We start from the raw sequence: 19,821 nt of genomic DNA on the forward strand, positions 1-19,821 counted from the left end.
ATCATAATTTAGGTAATTGCGGTAGCTTCTACCTTACCCGTCTGAGAACACAACCCAACTTGCAACACAGTCTCCATTGCATCTGTACCCATGCGCGTAGCCATTTCTGGACAAGGCTTATTAGCATGAAGATTAACTTGGGTATTATCTTGCTTTTCTAAGCTGACTACTTCCCGCCCATATTTTAAGACTGTAGACATCCAAATTAACTCGTCCATAAACCTTTGCATCCGGCGGATGTAGGTTGGTTTATCAATTAAATTACCTGACTCATCAAATAATTCCCCAACATTGCCAAAATTGAGGTCATAAAAAATTGTAACTAGCCCCAACTCCCGCATCACAGGTAATAAATTTTGGATAACCCTTGTACCGCCAAAAGGCCCGGCTGAGACACCGCATAATCCCACGGCTTTGTGAATGTATTCTTTAAGGCAAGTATCAAGTACGTGCTTGAGCAAACCAGGATAACCATGATTGTATTCTGGTGCGACAATAATTAATCCATCAGCCCGTTCCATAGTTGCCGCAAACTGAGGTTCTTTGATCGATTCGCCTGCATCATCAGTTGCGATCGCTATATTTCTAATATCTATCAGTTCGGTATGTAAGCGATCGCGTGCCGCAACCTGTTCAACAATAAACTTCGCAACATATTCACTTTGGCGACCTTTACGGGGAGTTCCCAGGATTACCGGAATAAATAGAGATGAATCTAACATAGTTTTCTTCCCCCTACTGTTCTTGATAGTTCCACAACAATCCACCATCCACAAAGAACGTGCTACCTGTAATGTAGTTAGCATCAGCAGAAGCTAAGAATGCCACTAAAGAAGCAACATCTTGTGGTTGACCCAAACGACCAAGCGGAATATTTTTTAACAGCGCCCCCAATTTTTCTGGGTCATTCAACAGTTTAGTATTAATAGGAGTTTCTATCGCTCCTGGTGCAACATTATTAATAGTTATTCCCAAAGCACCCAATTCAACCGCCAAGTTGCGAGTCAGCATTTTCATTCCGCCTTTACTGGCACAGTAAGCCGTAAAATTGGGAAATGGCAACTCTTCATGCACCGAACTAATATTAATAATTTTCCCAGACCGCTGAGTCGCAATTAAATGTTGAACAAAAGCTTGAGTCGCAAAGAAAACTCCTTTTAAATTGACATTCATCACCGCATCATAATCTGCTTCTGTAACTTCCCAAAAAGGAGCGTGTTTTTCAATCCCCGCATTATTTACCAAAATGTCTAACTTACCAAAATGCTGAATGCTTTCTGCAATCAATTGACGTACTTCATCCACACTACCCAAATCTGCCTTCACAGTATAACCATTAGCTTGTGGACATTGCGCCATGTGACACTTACCGCCAAGCGCCTGTACCTTAGCCAATGTTTCCTCAGCACCCTCTGGATGAGAGCGATAGTTAATCACAACATTCGCCCCTTCTTGAGCCAGACGCAAAACTATCCCCTGTCCAATTCCTTGGCTACTACCAGTAACTAACGCAACTTTTCCTTCTAGCTTCATAAATTTTCTCCTAATATTTTTCATCAAAATTAGTCATTTTTTATTCGTCCTTTGTTATTTTTCCTTCTCTCTGTCTTCTGCTCTCTACCTCCTGCCTTCTGCCTTTCCTCAACCATTCAATTTGGCAGCACCAAAAGTAGCATTGAACTTGCGACACCAAATAGCAGCCGATTTATAATCTGCTAGGTTAATGTTGTTAGGAATCGCATAACTTTGAGCGCCACTATATTTTTGTAAGGGTGCAATAACTACATAATCACCCTTCTTTAATGAATAGGATGGTGCTTGAGTTGAACCCAATACATTATCTGAACGATGCAAGATTACTACTAAGTCCGGCCCTGAAGTAGAAGTTTTAAACGACTGCTCAAGTTCTAGAATAGATTTGCCATCTTTGGCAGTAATACGCACTGTTCCTTTAGTTGTGTGTTCTCCAGAAACAAATGTGCCCGACTTTATAGCAGTAGCATTTTGAGCCTTTGTTGACTGGGCTAAAGATTTTGCTGGCGTCGGTGATGTAGTCACAACGCCATTTCCTGAACTTTTAACATCTTGGCTATTAGATACCTGTCCAACACAGCCGATAGTAACGATAGATGCAGTAATTGCTATTAATAAATACCTGAATTGCATAATTAAAATTCCTACTTTTTGCTTGAGCTTTAAACTGATTATTGCTTGCATGAGGAATCAGGAAATTATGCAGAACTAAGGATTTACATCTATAAAGCTGATATTTTATCGAGAAAACTCTTAGGGATTTCTCAGCAAAATCTAACTTTTTAACATCTCTTGCATTAATTTAAGCTTATTTAAGCAAATTTTCATAATTGTGCTGTATACGAATCGCACATATCTCTAGTAAAATCTTCATATCAACTTTGTCAGGTTTGTAGTCATAACTTTAGTACTGAACTTAAGATTAAAGACCCGAATCAATCATCAAAGTTATTTTGTAAAGCTACTAGCTTGATATCCCAAATACTATTTAACATAAAAAATTTATTATTTAATTTTTTTGAAATTCTTTTATTAAATTATGCAACAGGCATCCATGAGCAAAACCAGTGATGATGAAATATTGTTGCAAACCCAAAGATGGCAGCGCGAGCGACGGATAATAGAACTTTTATCTTCTTTGAACTATCGAACTGGTGAACTTAGCTGCTATTTACACAATATTGCCTGCGGAGTTAGCGAGTTAATAGGAGTAGATTGGACTGTTGTTACTTATTGCCAAGAAGGTTTTGAAACTATTTTAGCAAGCAGTATTGAAATGGGTGAAGATCAACCCCGTGTTTATGCACTACACGGTCGATTGATTGGTACAGTGATGGAAATTAAGCGCACATTAGCCGTTGAAGATGCTGTCAATAATCCAGAATATGGTAGACCAGCGCCAGGTTATCGAGCATATTTAGGGATACCTTTGCAAACTTCTGAAGGTCAAGTATTTGGTACGATTTGTTCTTTTCATCGACAAGCACGTGAATTTACTACTGATGAAATCCAAATTGTCGAACTGTTTGCAGAACGTGCAGCTACAGCAATTGACCACTATCATCTCTATCAACAACAGTGTCACTTTAATCAAATACTAGAAGCAGAAGTAGAAAAACGTACAGCAGAATTAAGAGCAGCCCAAGCTAAACTTGTAGAACAAGAAAGATTGGCAGCTATTGGGGAATTTTCTTCCATAATTGTGCATGAAATTCGTAATCCCTTAACTACTATGGTTATGGGATTGAAGTATTTTAAAAAGACTGTTATAACGGAAGCTGCTCAAGAACGATTAGAGTTAGCACTCAGCGAAGCTAGCCGTTTAGAAAGGCTACTAAGTGAAATTTTACTCTACGCCAAGCCACAGGTATTGCAACTTGCTCAATTAGATGTAAATGAATTCATTAACGAGTTGCTGCTTACAATCCGTGAAATGCCAGAAGCTGTGAAAACAGAAATCAAATTTATACCCGCATCATCAATAGTAAAAATTGCCGGAGATAAGGACAAACTCAAACAAGTTTTTATTAACATTGTCCGCAATGCTTGTGAAGCAGTTGGAGATGGAGATGTTGTCACATGGGAAGTAAATTCTTCCCTAGAAGATGAAGTTTGCATTAATGTACATAATAGTGGTAATCCGATTCCATCAGAAATCCTCTGCAAGCTTTCTCAACCATTCTTTTCTACGAAACCTGAAGGTACTGGATTAGGACTGGCTATTAGCAAACGCATTGTTAATGCTCATGGTGGAAAGTTAAGCATTCAGTCTCAGCCATTAACGGGGACTATTGTCAGCGTTCAATTACCGCTTGTGAAATAGTCAGCGCGATCGCTTTATACTCAAGACAGTCTCTACAATAAGTAAAATCTTTGGATTTGGCTCGTAGTTGCGCTTTAGCGCTAGATAAAATAGCATGATAAAAATTCGCGGCATTTTAAAAACTGCTCAAACAGTACAAGACAACTTGGAGAATGGATTATCAACCCATAAAGTTGCCGAATTTAAACAATTTATTACAAGTTCAGTTACAACTATTGAGAAGATATGTGCTGAAGCTAAAACTACCCCTCACCATTTACCAAGACGCTCTCGCGAAGCTTATTATTTTCTTAAAAGTATAGACTTAGATAATTTACCCATTGCTTCCAGTCAAGCTACCCAAACTCAAATTGCAAGTATCAGCATTAAAAACATCAAAGCACAACAAAATAATATTCTAGAAAATATTTTTAATTTAGCTTCTACTGCAAATCCTAACTCTGCTGCTATAGAACAAATAACTCACAGTTTAATCAAAACAGTTACCACAATCGAAGCAATATGTTCTCATCAACAAACAACACCAGCCAATCTAACTAGTACATCTCGACAAATTTACTCTTGGATGAAGTTTTTAACAGATGAACAGAACTTACAACTTCACCTAAGCAGCACTTATCGAATACGACAAATCGCTCAAGAAATTCTCCATAAACATCAACTAAGCTCACTCAAACTTACGGTTGAATTAACTAATTTAGCAGGCTTATATAAAGGGAAAAAATCTCATACCTACGCCCATATTTCCATCAGTGAAGGATTTATCAATGCACCTGATGAAGTTTTACAAGCATTAGTCAAATCTACTATTATAGGTAAAAGTCAAGATAATTCACACATAATTCGTTCGTTTGCTGCTTCCGAAGAATACAGCAGCATACTGCTAATGCTGGATTTAATTGCTGAAGTCATCTCAGAAAACCCACAAGGTGGATTTTATAACTTAGACGATTTATTCGACAAACTTAACCACGAATATTTTGACGCAAATCTTCTCAAACCTCGCCTCGCATGGAGCAAAATTAATACTTACCGTAAGTTCGGACATTATGAGCCAGCTAGAGATAGAGTAGTGATGAGTTCGGCTCTAGATAATGCCAAGATACCTGAATTTGTTACCGAGTTTGTGTTATTTCACGAATTACTGCACAAATACCACGGCACAAAATGGGTAAATGGTAGAAGAATGGTGCATACTCCAGAGTTTCGCTCTGATGAAAGCCGATTCAAATTATATGCCGAAGCTCAAAGATGGCTGCAAAAGTTAGCATCAGGCGAAAGTTAGTAAATCAAGCTTTATCTAATTGCAGCGTGCTAAAGCACATACAAAAGGTAATAGTACGACATTAGCAATAAATCGCATCTCGCAAATTGTATAAATTTGAATCGATGCTAATAGATTTCGTTATTGCTAGACGGATGTTTAACTTTTTTTACTTATCATTCAACCACTCGCGTGTCAATGAGTACATTTTTCAGGTACTGATAAGAATAGAGTATTAATGAAGTTTTGTGAAGCGGGGACTAGGAATGTACATTGTACAGATTGCCTCGGAGTGTGCGCCTGTAATTAAAGCTGGCGGTTTAGGGGACGTTGTCTACGGACTGAGTCGGGAATTAGAGATTCGCGGACATTGCGTTGAGCTAATTTTGCCCAAGTATGATTGTATGCGCTACGACCATATTTGGGGGCTGCATGATGCCTACCGCAACTTATCAGTACCTTGGTATGGTGGAGCGATTCAGTGTTCTGTGTATTGCGGTTGGGTACATGGAAGAGTGTGTTTCTTTATTGAACCCCACTCTCAAGATAATTTCTTTAATCGCGGTTGCTATTACGGCTGCAATGACGATAATATGCGCTTTGCCTTCTTTAGCAAAGCGGCTTTAGAGTTTTTACTTCAAAGCAATAAGCGACCCGATGTTATCCATTGTCATGACTGGCAAACAGGCTTAGTTCCTGTCATGCTCAATGAAATGTACAAGTATTACGGTTTGGAGTATCAGCGAGTTTGTTACACCATCCATAACTTTAAGCATCAAGGAATGGGCGGCGTAGAAACTCTACAAGCTACAGGTTTAAATCGACCAGAATATTACTTCCAATACGATAAGCTGCGTGACAACTTCAACCCCTTTGCTTTGAACTTCATGAAGGCGGGGATTGTGTATTCCAATGCTGTCACCACAGTTTCACCAAACCATGCGTGGGAAGCCAGTACCAGCGATGTTGGTTGCGGCTTAGGCCATACTTTGCATTTGCATCAAGATAAATTCCGTGGGGTACTCAACGGTATTGATTACGATTTTTGGAATCCAGAAGTCGATCGCTACATCCCCTCTAACTATACCAAAGACAATTTTGAACAAAAATTTGATAACAAAAAAGCTTTGCGAGAGCGTCTTCTGCTCCGCCAAGATGATAAACCCATCGTTGCTTACATTGGTCGTTTAGATAATCAAAAAGGCGTACATCTTGTTCACCATGCAATTTATTATGCCCTGAATAAAGGAGCGCAATTTGTATTGCTAGGTTCGGCAACAGAACCAGGAATTAATGCAAAATTCCAGCATGAAAAACAATTTTTAAATAGCAACCCAGATGTCCATTTAGAACTGGGCTTTAACGAAGAATTATCTCACCTAATTTATGCAGGGGCAGATATGATAGTTGTCCCTAGCAATTACGAACCCTGTGGCTTAACGCAAATGATTGGCTTGAAATACGGCACTGTACCTATTGTGCGCGGTGTTGGCGGTCTAGTAAATACAGTATTTGACCGCAATTACGACGAGAATGTACCGCCAGAAAAGCGCAATGGTTATGTGTTTTATCAGAGCGATAATCAAGCGCTTGAATCAGCAATGGAACGGGCAATTGATTTGTGGAATTACTCTCCTGACGAGTTCCGCGAATTAGCTATTCAGGGTATGGAGTATGACTACTCATGGAATATTCCAGGCAGTGAATATGTAGAGATTTACGACTGGATAAGACACAAGTGGTAACTTCAATTCGCTTGAATTTGGCTACATGATGATATGGGGACGCGGAGAATAATTTGTAGCCAGCCGTGTAGTTGATACTGTACCGTTATCTAAAAACTAGATAAATAAAAAGGTGGCAAAGCCGCCTTTTTATTTGCTTAAATTTTATGTAGCGCTCGTTACCACTGGCAAAAGCTAAAAAATAAAATGCCTTGTTGTTGAATCTTGGGATTAAAGCGAGGCGGAATCTTAGCTTTAGCTTTTTGTATCATAGCCACTATCACCAAAGGCTTGCTTAATACAACAGTCAATCCGATCTGATGTACAAGACTCTATGTAGCCAATTTTGCTCACCCTTTTGACTCAGTATTGGTTCACAAGATTGGTGAGTATATATTTTATCCAAATTAGGAAATTTTGACTTTGCCACTGCTGGTATCAAGCTATCTAATTACGAAAATAGATACTTTGCTTTTTATGTAATATTTATGTGGTAAATATTATTTAATATATTGAATTTTAGCTATAGTTCACTGGTTAAAAATATCAAATTTATTAGCTGAAACCACGGAGTAGCTATTATAACTTTATCTTTTATTTGCAGAATCTAGATAATTCTTTATTATTTTTATATATAATTTGAAATATTACCTGCTAAATTCTATTGATACTTATTGATAAAGCTGCACTACCATAATTTTTATAAATAAGTTCTCTGCCTGTTAGAAAAAATTTATTTAGTAATTAATGGATATATTTAATGCATTGTAGTCAATGTATTAATTACTAGATATTGCAGAGAATTTATTTTATTTAATTTTGTAATCATCTAACCTTTTATCGGATAGTTACATTTTTAGTGACTATCAAGTCATTCATGATTTTTATAAAAACAAAATGAAAGTAGAAACCAGAAAATATTCATATCAACTGTCATCTCTACAGCAAGGAATGCTGTTTAACAATCTGGTTGCTCAAAAATCAGGAGTAGATATTGAGCAGATGATGTGTGTAGTATACGAAAAAATTGATTTTTTTGCATTTCAACAAGCATGCGAGAAAGTTGTAGAAAGACACGCAGTTTTGAGAACTAGCTTTGATTGGGAAAGTCAACGAGAACCTCAGCAATATGTGCATCAAAAAGTAATAATTCCTCTGGAACAGCAAGATTGGTGTGACTTGTCTGACACAGAACAATCAACTAAATTGCAAGCTTATTTGCAAAGCGATCGCACTCTTGGCTTTGAGTTAAATGTCGCGCCATTGATGCGCCTTGCATTATTTCAGCTAAGAGAATCTGTCTACCAATTTATTTGGACTTTTCACCATGCTTTGTTAGATGGTCGTTCCTTGTCAATCATTATTAAGGAAGTGTTCGCTTTTTATGACGCTTTCTGCGAAGGCAACGACCTACAACTTCCCCAACCACGTCCTTATCAAGACTATATCGCATGGCTACAGCAACAAGATTGGTCTAAGGCTGAAAGTTTTTGGCGGAACTTGCTCAAAGGATTTACCGCACCCACGCCTTTATTAGTAGACTCAAATCCGCGCGATCAAAGCGGTTTTGGCGAGCAAGCAATCCGACTCTCAGAAAAAACTACGGCGATGTTGCAGTCTTTAGCACAACAACATCAACTGACGCTGAATACTTTAGTACAAGGCGCTTGGGCAATACTTTTGAGTCGTTATAGTGGTGAAAGCGATATTGTATTTGGTGCTACAAGAGCCTGTCGTCATTCCTCTGTAGCTGGAGCTGAATCAATGGTAGGACTGTTGATCAATACCTTGCCAGTTCGAGTCAAGGTGTCAGGGAAAAAACCGCTTCTGACTTGGCTCAAAGAATTGCGATCGCAGTGGGTGGCTTTGCGAAACTATGAACATACTCCCCTAGTCAACGTGCAAAGATGGAGCGATGTTCCACCAGGAAAGCCCTTGTTCGATAGTATTTTGGTATTTGAAAACTATGAATTGAATTCGGCTTTACGTTCTCAGGGTGGCAGATGGCAAAACCTGGAATTCCGGCTAGAAGAACAGACGAACTTTCCTTTGACATTAGTTGGTTATGCAGATTCAGAACTGTTATTGAAACTCAAATACGACCAAAATCTCTTCGACAATGCCAAAATCGCTCGGATGCTGGGACACCTTGAGACTTTATTGTCCAGCATGGCAAATAATCCCTGGCAGTGTTTAGGAGAATTACCACTATTGACGACCGATGAAAAACATCAAATGTTGATGGAGTGGAATCATACACAAGCAGATTTTGAGGAGCAACTTTGTATTCATCAACTGTTTGAGGCGCAGGTAGAGCAGACACCCGATGCTGTAGCCGTCGTTTGTGGACAGGAACAACTAACCTACCAACAGTTGAACTGTAGAGCTAATCAGTTAGCCCATCACTTGAAGCAACTGGGTGTCAAACCAGGAGTGTTAGTTGCTGTTTATTTAGAGCGATCGCTAGAAATGATTCCGACGGTGCTAGGGATTTTAAAAGCTGGAGGTGCATACGTACCACTAGAACCCAGTTTCCCCAAGGCACGCATTCAATTACTGCTGTCTTCTCTAGAAATTAACTGTCTAGTCACCCAAACTTGGTTATTACCTAATATTCATGACCTAGAACTGGTAGCACTGCAACACTTAATCTGTTTAGATAAATCTGCACATACTGAATCTGTATGGCAAGTTGGACATCAGCAGGTATGGAATGGTTCTTATCTAGATTTACTACCTAGCAGAAATTTGCCTGCATCTGCCAATTCAAATGATATTGCCTATGTGATTTTTACCTCTGGCTCTACAGGCACACCAAAGGGGGTTGTGGTTCGTCATCGACCCGTTATCAACCTGATTGAGTGGGTTAACAAAACATTTAATGTTAATTCTGCTGACAGAGTTTTATTTATCACATCTTTGTGTTTTGACCTGTCAGTTTATGACATTTTCGGGTTATTAGCCGCAGGTGGTTCAATTCGGGTTGTCCCTAGCCATGATGTCCGAGATCCAGAAGCTTTATTGCACATTCTTTGCCATGAGCCAATTACATTCTGGGACTCTGCACCGCCTGCACTGCAACAACTGGCTGGCTTTTTCTCCAAGGTTCAAGAAAGTAATTGCCATCCCCAATTGCGGCTAGTATTTATGAGTGGTGATTGGATACCAGTCACACTGCCAGATTTACTTAAAGCCACCTTCCCAGGAGTAGAAGTAATTAGTTTGGGTGGCGCAACCGAAGCAACAGTTTGGTCTAATTATTATCCCATTGGCAAAGTCGAGCCATATTGGAAGAGTATTCCCTATGGTAAACCCATCCAAAACGCTGAATATTACATTCTTGATGATTACCTCAATCCCTGTCCCATTGGTGTTTCTGGGGAATTGCATATTGGTGGAGAATGTTTAGCCTCTGGCTATTTAAATCAACCCGAACTTACAGCCCAAAAATTCATTCCCAATCCCTTTAGCGATAAGAAATCAGCACGACTCTATAAAACAGGAGACTTAGCCCGCTATCTCAGTGATGGTAACATTGAATTTCTCGGTCGGATTGACCATCAGGTAAAGATTCGCGGTTTCCGCATCGAGTTGGGAGAAATTGAGAATGTATTGGCACAACACAATTGTGTACAGGAGACTGTAGTTATAGCGCGGGAAGATGAGCCTGGAAATAAGCGATTAGTAGCTTATGTAGTGGTCAATGGTGAGCCTAAACCAACGATGAATGAATTGCGGCGTTTTCTGCAAGAGAAATTGCCAGAGTATATGATTCCATCTGCCTTTGTAGCGATCGCCAAAATCCCACTGACTCCAAATGGTAAGGTAGACCGCCGTGCTTTGCCCATCCCTGACCAAAGCCGACCCGAATTAGAAAAAGCCTTTGTTTCTCCAAAAAACACCGTAGAAATCGAGTTAGCACAAATTTGGTCAGCGGTTTTAGGTATTGAGTCAATTGGAGTCAAAGATAATTTCTTTGAGTTGGGGGGAAACTCGCTACTAGCAGTCAAATTATTTACACAAATCGAAAAGAAATTTGGTCAAAAACTTCCCCTAGCTACCTTGTTCCAATCACCAACCATAGAACAATTAGCTAGCATTCTCAGTCAATCAAATACATCAGCTTCTTGGTCTTCTCTGGTAACTATTCAGCCAGGTAGCAGTGCGAAACAGCCTTTATTCTTAATCCATGCCCTCGGAGGTAATGTTATTGGCTACCAAACTCTAGTGCGTTACCTGGGTACAGAACAACCTGTGTATGGGTTGCAAGCACAAGGACTTGATGGTAAACAAACTCCCCACACTAAAGTTGAGGATATGGCATCTCACTACATCCAAGAAATTCGCACTGTTCAACCGTATGGCCCCTATCTGTTGGGTGGTTTCTCTAGTGGCGGGACAGTTGCTTTTGAAATGGCGCGTCAGTTAGTTGCTCAAGGCGATCGCGTGGCTTTACTAGCTATGTTTGATACATATAGCCCTAGTTTGTATATTAATAATCCTTCGCTATTGCGTACACTTTATGTCTATTTGCTGACTTTCTGGCGACTGAGATCGACAGATAGATGGAATTATTTTCTCGCCAAACTAGATTGGTTGAGATCTATGTTAACTGGGAAACCAAGCAGCAAGTTTGACTTGTGGAATGAACACTCTTTTACTGAAGATGCCAACCCTTACAACATGGCATTAATAGAAGCTCTCAAGCAAGCCACAATGGCGGATTATATACCACAACCCTATGCTGGTAAGGTAACTTTATTTACTACTAAAGAAGTGTTGAGATGGTGTCAGTTCAAACTCTGTAGAGGCTGGAATGAAATGGCTAAACAAGGAGTGGAGATTCACGAGGTTCCTGGGACACATCTCGGTATGCTGGGAGAACCAACGGTGCAGATTTTAGCCGAAAAATTAATTGTTTGCTTAGAACAGGCACAAGCAAATAATCAGGTAGTAAGCAGTTTCACTTTTAATTGACGTCGGAAAACTCATTGCCACAGCAACAAAAAAAACCTCGGCGACCAACCGAGGTAATGGGGAAGAGGTTAAATGACGATGAGAGCTACTTTTACCGAAATCTAAAAATCTTAGCTAACGCTCAAGCCAACCAATAGAAGAGTGGTGACAAGTAATGTAGCGAATCCAGCTTGTAAAAGATATTTGCGTTGTTCCCAAATTGTTGGGTACTCAGCGTAGTAAATCTGGGGTTCAGTTGCGTAGTTGTTGAGAACGCCGTCTTCATTAACTGTGGTATACATAATTTTTTCTTTTGCTTGTTAACTTATGTAAATAAATTTAACAAGATTGTTACAATAAGTCAACACGGCTTGACAAATAATTATGGATAGTATCCATAAATGCAGCTTATCAATCGATCGCCAGCAAATGACGCAGGGACGCGGGGAAAAGTCCCTCGTCCCCACTAGCTGCGGAAATTGGGGGTTTACTTTACTTCGTTAGCAGCAAATTTAGTAATCTTGCCTTTCTTAATCGCGACAACCACATCGTAGGTTGTACAGTAAGCGATCGTGACATCATTGGTTTTGTTGTAAAGGTTAACCACCATACCCGCACCACCAGGCTGTACAGCAATTGGCTCTAAATCGCCAAAAAAGTAACGACGTAAAGCATCACCGCTACCAAATTCACCTTTATGCTTTCCGAGATATTCAATTTTTTGTTGAGCAGTTAACCCTGTAGCATCTTTGGCTTCTGCGGCTGATGCTTGAACTAGTAAAGGATTGATTGCTTTAAGGGGAGCATCCCAAACTGTAAAACAACCAACTAAAGCAACACTTGTGAGCATGGCGGCGAGTTTCATTTGTGACTCCTAATCTTGGGCTTGTCTGGAATAATCAAACTATCGCTGTTGAGACTGAAACCCATCTGAAACTCAACCATGATTTTGATGAATTTATCCCCTGAGAAATTTAACTTGCTTCTCAGCGTTTCCTCATAGAGTTATGACATCTTAAATTTACCAGTGAATTTCAGTATTTTTTTTAGCAAAGCCTCATGATAAATCGATGAGGGCAATTTAGTATGCAGTGGTATATTGTGACCAGAGTAAAAAGACAACACCGCCTCACTCACAAAATTCCAGGGCAAATATATCTCTGGCTAGCAATCCTAATCTTTGGCGCATCTAGTGCAGTCACCCGCAAGCTAACAGAAATTGGTGCCCATCACCTCATAGGCGATCGCAATCCCATATCATTGTGCAATGTCTTGTTTGTCGGCAATCTGTGCGCCTTAATGGTGCTGATTGCAATCTACTGGCGACAGTGGAATCAAACGAACTTGCGCCAGCTATCCAAAAGAGATTGGATTAGTCTCACTATAGTAGCCATCTTATCGGGAGCGCTGGCTCCTGGCTTAATTTTCCAAGCACTAGCAATTACAGGAGTTAACAATGTCGTCTTAATTAGTCGCTTGGAACCGCCATTAACTTTGGCTTTCTCTGTTTGGTTGTTGCGAGAACGGGTAAATAAATGGGAAATTGGAGGTGCGATCGCTGCATTTATTGGTGTGAGCCTGACAATTCTTCTGCCATCGCCAGATACACCTATGATGAATATGGGTGGTTTAAAATTGGGTTTAGGGGAAATCTTGACAGCCGTAGGAGCTTTAGCTGTTGCTATTTCTACAATTATTGGTAAAAAATACCTTTCCCAAATTCCCTTAGGAATTTACACTATATTTCGTACTGCCCTAGGAACAGTTATATTTTTCTTTATTGCTTTGGGACTTTACGGTCAAGAGCATTTTATAGATGTATTCTCACCTTTTCTTTGGCAATGGATGTTAGTTTATGGTTTCGTGATTGTAGTGCTAGGCCAGTCATTTTGGATTAAAGGTTTAAGAAGCTCTACAGTATCAACGGCTTCCTTAATTGGCTCTTTTACGCCAATCATCGGCATTATTGCAGCTTTTTTGATATTAAATGAAACTCCTAGTATGGCTCAATACCTTGGTGGTAGCTTGATATTAGCGGGTATATTCCTCAGCCAACTTGGTATGCAACGGCAAAATTCTCGCAGAATTGCATCTCGTAATTTGAGTTCTATGCAGGTTGAACAGCAAATAGAAATGGGTATGGGATTTAAAGGACTATAAAAGTTCTATTGGGAACTAGTAATTATTAGCTGCTGTCTAATACCACTATGTATATCTAAGGAGATATACATAAATTCAAGGCTTTTAACATGAAGTTTTTAAGATTATTAGGAATGCGTTTTGGAAAACTGTTATAGAAAAAAGCTTTGACTGTATTAGAAACTGAGTACAGTGGTACCAGCAGATATGAAGATTATGAAACGTAAATTGTGGCTAAGTTATCTGTTTGCTGCTTTAGTATGTTTACCTTTTGGTGCTATCAGCACAAACAAACTTTTTGCAGCAGATTCAGTTGTTAGGGTAGCACAAGCGAAGTCGGCTTATGACCAATATATGCGATCGGGCTACACTGCAACTAGGCAGAGAAACTACCGCAAAGCTTTGGGATTTTTTCAGCAAGCAGCACAGTTACGTCCTGGGGATAGATATGCAACTGCGGCAATTAGGAATGTTACAGGTTATATTCAAGGTCGCAGAAGTTTGATTGGCTTTGTTCCCGGAAAACCAGGTAGGGTAAGGTCAGCAGCATCGCGGGGATCGTGTTTCCAGAATGCAGAGATTGCTATTCCCTTAATTCCTAGCAGCAAAGAAGCGCAACATACCACAAATGACCATCCGACATTCTTTTTCTATATTCCGAAAACTTCTGAAACAGTAGCAGGAATAGAATTTGCTTTGCGGGATGACGAGAATACAGATCCTTTATATAAAGAAAGTTTCCCGCCAGTTGGGCAGGCTGGAATTGTGAGTGTCACCTTACCTGCTAACCAACCATCTTTAAAAGCAGGTAAAGAGTATACCTGGAGTTTTTCCATGATTTGCGATCCTAACAGCCGCGATCGCGATGTGTATCTAGAAGGTAAAATTGAACTCATGCAAGATGAGAACATTGCAGAGCAGATACAAGAGACTCCCAAACCTTTAGATCGGGCAGTTTTGTATGCAACGGCTGGATTTTGGGAGAACGCACTGAGCATTTTGGCTGATTTACGCCGTCAGAATCCTACTAATACTGAAGTCCAACAATATTGGACAGATTTGTTGAAATCAGTGAACCTTGATGAGGTTACAGATAAGCCTCTATTGCCTTGTTGCAGCGCGCAGAAATGAATTAATCATTAGTTACAGACCTGGTTTCTTGTGAGAAACTAGGTTTTTTCATATCTTTAGGACTTAGATCGTGTCTTTTTTAGGACGAGGCTGATAAAATTGCTAACCTCGCCAGTTGCCCTGGTATGTGAGTAGAATGTTGGATACTTTTTATCCAAAAATCTACTTAATTTATTTCTGAATTTTGTATATCCGAAATACTAAAGACTGCAAGGGCAATTCTGACATGCTTCGAGCTAATCACCAACAGTTAGGAAAATTGGGGCTGGTAATTGTACTAGCTATCAGTAGCGTAATTACTACATTAACGAATTCTGCACGCGCTCAAATTGTCCCAGATGGCACATTAGGAGCAGAAAGTACAATACTCACACCAAATACTAACGTTCAGGGATTACCTGCAAGCTTAATTGAAGGCGGTGCTACCAGAGGTGTCAATTTATTCCAGAGTTTTTTACAATTCAACGTTGGTGATGGACAAAGAGTTTACTTTGCTAATCCCGCAGGGATTGAAAATATCTTCACTCGCGTTACAGGTAGCGACCCCTCCAAGATTTTCGGGACTTTAGGTGTGGATGGGAGGGCAAATCTGTTCTTCCTCAATCCCAATGGTATTATTTTCGGTTCCAATGCCCGCTTAGATGTTGCAGGTTCGTTTCTGGCGACGACAGCCAATAGCTTTGTCTTTGAAAATGGCTTGAAATTCAGTGCTACAAATCCCGAAACAGCGCCACTCCTGACAGTCAGTTTGCGTCCGGGGTTGCAGTTTGGCGCAAGTCTAGCGGGAAGTATTAGTAATAATGGGAATTTAAACGTTGCACAAGATTTGAGCCTCATTGCTGGTAATCTCGATTTACAAGGTAAGTTACAGGCTGGCAGAGATTTAACATTGCAAGCTCAAGATACTGTCAAACTGCGAGATTCGGTTGCCAATCCTTTAATAGTTGCAGCAGGTAATCAGTTAATTGTACAAGGCGATCGCGCTGTCGATATATTTGCCCTGAATCACCCCGATAGTGGTTTGTTCTCTGGTAGCGATATAGTATTGCGCAGTCCCAATGCTGTAGCTGGAGATGCGCACTACTGGGCTGGTGGCAATTTTCGTATTGAGAAACTCGATGGTAATTTAGGAAATCTTACTAGTCCTGGCGATCCGATTATTCGTGCTAGTGGAGATGTCAGCTTTGATAGCTATGAAGGAGCCTCTTTGCACATCTTAGCAGGAGGTTCTGTAAATATTGGCAGTATCAAAATTATAGGTGCAGATGCAACTAACGCGATCGCAGAAAATGTACCGCTATCAACCAGCCTCTCTGATGGTACGAAATCTGTTGCGATTAACGGTAGAGGAGAACCAACCTTAGATATTCGCGCTGGAACTACTGCTTTTGCAAGTCCTGGGCTAACACCAAATTCTATTGTTGGTGTTATCGGTATGCTTAACCCTAACGCACCCAGTTCAAGTGCAGATATCAATATCGGTAGTATTGAGAATTTAAATTATTCTGGCATTGGTGAACCTGTAAAAGGCAAAATTCTTTTAACTAATCAGTATGCACCTAATCAATTACCAGGCAATATCAAAGCTGGTTCAATTTTGAATTTCGGTGATGTCACCATTGATTCAAGAGGCGACATTGCAACTAATGGAGTAATTGATATTTCTCTCGGCGTTGACAGTAATAATAATATCCTATTTCTAGCTAATAATAATATTACTATTGGTGGTTCATTGCTTTCAAATTTACGCGATACTAGCGGCGGTAATGGAGGTAATATTACCCTCATTAGTAAAAATGGGGGAATTGATACAAGATTAGGAGAGATTATATCGGCAACACCCAATGGATTTGCTGGAGATGTAACTATTGAAGCTCCTGGTGATATTTATGTAGGTAATATAACAGCTGCTAGTTATTTTCTAGATGGAGATAATAGTTCAAATGGTAAAGAATTTAGCAGCATAAATATAAAATCTACGAATGGTTCTGTCTACTTAAATGGGTCTCATCTGAATACTAATAATGCTAGTTCAGGCTATGCTGGAGATATCAATATTAGCGCTCGTCACGAAGTCAGCATAGAGAACAAAACTCAAATTTCTAGTACTGGAAATTATGGCAGAATTTTCATTGGCAACTCAGAATATGCCAACTTCTCTCCTAGTACAGTAAAGATTTTGAATTCTTGGCTAAATAGTGATGTCTTAAGCGGTACAGGTGATGCAGGTAATATTAGTGTTGAAGCAGGTGCGATATCCCTGCAAGAAGCTATTCTCAAAACAGATAATAATGGCATAGGAGAAGCGGGATCTGTCAAGATTCATGCTATTGAGAAAGATATTTCTATTAATAACAGCCAAATAACTAGTGAAAGTAATAACTTAGTCAGTAATCCTAACGATTCTAATCCCTACTTTTTACCTGGCTACATTCAAATTAATGCTAATCGAGGCTCGGTACAGGTGAATAATTCGAGAGTGAGTACAACTAATACAGGTGGGGGCTATGCTGGAAATATAATTATTAATGCACTAAATGAGATTTCTCTTATTGGTAATTCAGGTAATGAGGGAACTCTAAATAAAGGCATTTTTAGTAATGGCTATTTGGGAAACATCTTTATTGGTTATGCTGTAGACAATCAGCCAATTATTCCTAAACAAGTAATACTTGACCAGACTTTCTTGACTACTAGCAATAAAGCCGAAGGTAATAGTCAAGAAAATATTCTGACTAAAGATGCAGGCAATATAATAGTTCAAGCAACTGGAGACTTATTTCTCAATAGCAGTAATCTAGAAACTGCAACTTATGGTTCGGGAAAAGGAGGAAGTATTTATGTTGAGGCTAATTCAGTCTCATTAAACAATAAAAGTTCTCTATTAGCTAATACTCAAGGAACAGGAAAAGCCGGAAGCGTAACTGTTAACGCAACTGGTGGTGCAGTATCGCTTTCTGAGAGTAGTATTAACACTGGTAGCGATGGGCTAATTCCCACAGAACCCGAAAATGTAGAAAAAAAAGAAGGTCAAGGCGGTGGTGATATTAATATCACTGCTAATTCTGTATTGCTAACAAAGAACTCTCTTTTAAATGTTAGTACTTTTGGTTCTGGAAACAGTGGTAATGTCTATATTACGGCAGATAAAACAGTATCTTTTACAGACCTTTCTAGTTTAAATGCCAGAACTTACACAAATGGAAATGCTGGTAATGTCAATATCAAAGCTCAGGAAATTTCATTCAATAATGGCTCACTGATTCAAGCGGAAACTTTTGACAGTGGTAACGCAGGTAATTTAGATATAGCTGCTGAACTTTTATCATTAAGTAATGCATCCAGAATTGATGCTCAAACTTTTGATAGTGGTAATGCAGGTAATGCTAATATAAAAACCCAATCTTTATCATTAACAGATGGTTCGAGAATTAATGCTGATACTTTTGGTAGTGGCAAAGGTGGCAATATTACTATTAATCCTCTTGATTTTCAATCACAATCGGCTGCTGCGGTTACTCTCTCAGGAGCAGATCCTTTAAATGGATTTTCTAGTGGATTATTTGTCAATACAGAAAGCGAACTATCAAATGCTGGTGCTGGAGGCAGTATTACTATTAATACTGGTAATTTAACTATTGAGGATGGTGCTGTTTTGAGCGCCTCTTCTCAAAGTAGTGGCAGTGGTGGCAATATCAACGTTAATGTTAATAATATTGATGTTGCAGGTGGCGGACAAATTATTACTAATGCCTATAGAAGCGGGCAAGCCGGTAACATTAAAATTAATGCAACTGATAATGTTGCGATCGCGGGTCAAGACTTAACTTACGATCGCCGATTGACTCAACTAAAAAATCAATTCGATTTTATTAAAAAAACTTACGATTTTGTTACCCCTGAAAATGATGCGGAAATTAGACGCATCCTCGGCCCGATTAATCAATATAGTGGACTGTTTGCCAACACCGAAGCGAACTCTACAGGTAATGGCGGTACGATTGATGTTGTATCAGGACAAGCCACAATTAAAGATAGTGCCAGAATCTCTGTAGATAGCCAAGGAACAGGTATAGCTGGAAGTATCAGCATTACATCCAATCGTTTGACTCTGGACAATCAAGCAAAGATTACCGCCGACACCAATAGCGGTCAAGGTGGTAGCATCGCACTCAACTTGCAAGATTTATTGCTGTTTCGGCGCAAAAGTGTCGTCTCCACCACCGCAGGTAGACAAGGTGCAGGTGGCGATGGCGGTGCGATCGCAATTAACCTAGATACTAATCGCGGTTTTATTGTCTCCCCATCTGTGGAAAATAACGATATCTCTGCAAATGCGTTCTCAGGTAGCGGCGGAACTATCGAAATCAACGCCAAAGGCGTAATTGGGTTAGCAACGCTGACTAGACAAGAACTTGAGCAGAAATTAGGCACCACCGACCCGGAAAAACTCGACCCACAATTTCTCTCAACCAACGATATTACAGCGATTTCTCAAACCAACCCGCAGTTAAATGGCATAGTCAGCATCAGTTCGCCAGAGATTGACCCCAGCAAAGGAATAGTTTCGTTACCAATCAATGCCACCGACCCTTCGCAACAGATAGCCCAAAGCTGTAGCGCGGTGAATGAAAAGGTTGCTAGTGCATTTGTTGATGCTGGACGTGGCGGTCTACCCCCCAAACCTGATGAATTTCTCAGCAGCGATACTGTTTGGGAAGATATCCGCATTCGGGCTAGCAATACACAGC

The 19,821-nt window shown here is 39.8% G+C and carries 12 protein-coding genes; 7 read left to right on the forward strand and 5 right to left on the reverse strand.

Translation table 11 applies throughout. From position 1 onward, the window contains the following. Positions 1–8: 8 nt before the first annotated feature. The 3 genes from AACU33_RS36285 to AACU33_RS36295 form a co-directional block, all read right to left on the reverse strand. Positions 9–722: an NADPH-dependent FMN reductase gene (locus tag AACU33_RS36285; RefSeq protein WP_096595058.1), complete on the reverse strand. Its 714-nt coding sequence runs from the start codon at positions 720–722 to the stop codon at positions 9–11. Positions 723–735: 13 nt separating this feature from the next. Next, complete coding sequence (locus AACU33_RS36290; RefSeq protein WP_096595059.1) at positions 736–1,533, reverse strand: SDR family NAD(P)-dependent oxidoreductase; 798 nt, start codon at positions 1,531–1,533, stop codon at positions 736–738. A 108-nt stretch (positions 1,534–1,641) separates the two neighbouring features. Then, positions 1,642–2,217 carry a DM13 domain-containing protein gene (locus AACU33_RS36295; RefSeq protein ID WP_445291778.1) on the reverse strand — a complete coding sequence of 192 codons (576 nt, stop codon included), beginning with the start codon at positions 2,215–2,217 and terminating at the stop codon, positions 1,642–1,644. A gap of 370 nt (positions 2,218–2,587) precedes the next feature. Here AACU33_RS36295 and AACU33_RS36300 point away from each other — a divergent pair, with 370 nt between their 5' ends. The 4 genes from AACU33_RS36300 to AACU33_RS36315 all read left to right on the forward strand — a co-directional run bounded on the left by AACU33_RS36300 (position 2,588) and on the right by AACU33_RS36315 (position 11,821). Continuing rightward, positions 2,588–3,856, forward strand: coding sequence for a GAF domain-containing sensor histidine kinase (locus tag AACU33_RS36300; RefSeq protein ID WP_096595060.1), 1,269 nt, complete (start codon positions 2,588–2,590; stop codon positions 3,854–3,856). 94 nt (positions 3,857–3,950) lie between these two features. Further along, positions 3,951–5,141 (forward strand): M48 family peptidase, encoded by a 1,191-nt coding sequence (locus AACU33_RS36305; RefSeq protein ID WP_339376480.1) that lies wholly within the window; start codon positions 3,951–3,953, stop codon positions 5,139–5,141. Between the two features lie 245 nt (positions 5,142–5,386). Further along, positions 5,387–6,865, forward strand: a complete 1,479-nt coding sequence (gene glgA / locus AACU33_RS36310; protein WP_096595061.1) for a glycogen synthase GlgA — start codon at positions 5,387–5,389, stop codon at positions 6,863–6,865. An 876-nt stretch (positions 6,866–7,741) separates the two neighbouring features. Continuing rightward, positions 7,742–11,821, forward strand: coding sequence for a non-ribosomal peptide synthetase (locus AACU33_RS36315; protein ID WP_096595062.1), 4,080 nt, complete (start codon positions 7,742–7,744; stop codon positions 11,819–11,821). A gap of 110 nt (positions 11,822–11,931) precedes the next feature. Here the strand turns inward: AACU33_RS36315 and psb34 are convergent, their stop codons facing one another. Together psb34 and AACU33_RS36325 are read right to left on the reverse strand one after the other, a co-directional pair. Next, positions 11,932–12,102 (reverse strand): photosystem II assembly protein Psb34, encoded by a 171-nt coding sequence (psb34, locus tag AACU33_RS36320; protein ID WP_339376481.1) that lies wholly within the window; start codon positions 12,100–12,102, stop codon positions 11,932–11,934. A gap of 185 nt (positions 12,103–12,287) precedes the next feature. Next, complete coding sequence (locus AACU33_RS36325; protein WP_096595063.1) at positions 12,288–12,665, reverse strand: hypothetical protein; 378 nt, start codon at positions 12,663–12,665, stop codon at positions 12,288–12,290. A gap of 236 nt (positions 12,666–12,901) precedes the next feature. On the opposite strand from AACU33_RS36325, the gene AACU33_RS36330 reads away from it, so the two are divergent. From AACU33_RS36330 to AACU33_RS36340, 3 genes are all read left to right on the forward strand, one after another. Then, entirely contained in the window at positions 12,902–13,960 is a 1,059-nt protein-coding gene (locus AACU33_RS36330; protein ID WP_096595515.1) for an EamA family transporter, read from the forward strand. Positions 13,961–14,155: 195 nt separating this feature from the next. Then, entirely contained in the window at positions 14,156–15,070 is a 915-nt protein-coding gene (locus AACU33_RS36335; RefSeq protein WP_339376482.1) for a DUF928 domain-containing protein, read from the forward strand. A 226-nt stretch (positions 15,071–15,296) separates the two neighbouring features. Beyond that, positions 15,297–19,821: two-partner secretion domain-containing protein (locus tag AACU33_RS36340; RefSeq protein WP_339376483.1), on the forward strand; the 4,525-nt coding region annotated here is incomplete at its 3' end.

Origin of the sequence: Calothrix sp. NIES-2098 (genome assembly GCF_963875125.1) — a bacterium.
Classification (GTDB): Bacteria; Cyanobacteriota; Cyanobacteriia; order Cyanobacteriales; family Nostocaceae; genus Aulosira.

What these genes read in the sequence shown, in the direction of transcription:
- AACU33_RS36285 (WP_096595058.1), bottom strand. Translation starts at nt 722, where the DNA reads ATGTTAGATTCATCTCTATTTATTCCGGTAATCCTGGGAACTCCCCGT.
- AACU33_RS36290 (WP_096595059.1), bottom strand. Translation starts at nt 1,533, where the DNA reads ATGAAGCTAGAAGGAAAAGTTGCGTTAGTTACTGGTAGTAGCCAAGGA.
- AACU33_RS36295 (WP_445291778.1), bottom strand. Translation starts at nt 2,217, where the DNA reads ATGCAAGCAATAATCAGTTTAAAGCTCAAGCAAAAAGTAGGAATTTTA.
- AACU33_RS36300 (WP_096595060.1), top strand. Translation starts at nt 2,588, where the DNA reads ATGAGCAAAACCAGTGATGATGAAATATTGTTGCAAACCCAAAGATGG.
- AACU33_RS36305 (WP_339376480.1), top strand. Translation starts at nt 3,951, where the DNA reads ATGATAAAAATTCGCGGCATTTTAAAAACTGCTCAAACAGTACAAGAC.
- glgA (WP_096595061.1), top strand. Translation starts at nt 5,387, where the DNA reads ATGTACATTGTACAGATTGCCTCGGAGTGTGCGCCTGTAATTAAAGCT.
- AACU33_RS36315 (WP_096595062.1), top strand. Translation starts at nt 7,742, where the DNA reads ATGAAAGTAGAAACCAGAAAATATTCATATCAACTGTCATCTCTACAG.
- psb34 (WP_339376481.1), bottom strand. Translation starts at nt 12,102, where the DNA reads ATGTATACCACAGTTAATGAAGACGGCGTTCTCAACAACTACGCAACT.
- AACU33_RS36325 (WP_096595063.1), bottom strand. Translation starts at nt 12,665, where the DNA reads ATGAAACTCGCCGCCATGCTCACAAGTGTTGCTTTAGTTGGTTGTTTT.
- AACU33_RS36335 (WP_339376482.1), top strand. Translation starts at nt 14,156, where the DNA reads ATGAAACGTAAATTGTGGCTAAGTTATCTGTTTGCTGCTTTAGTATGT.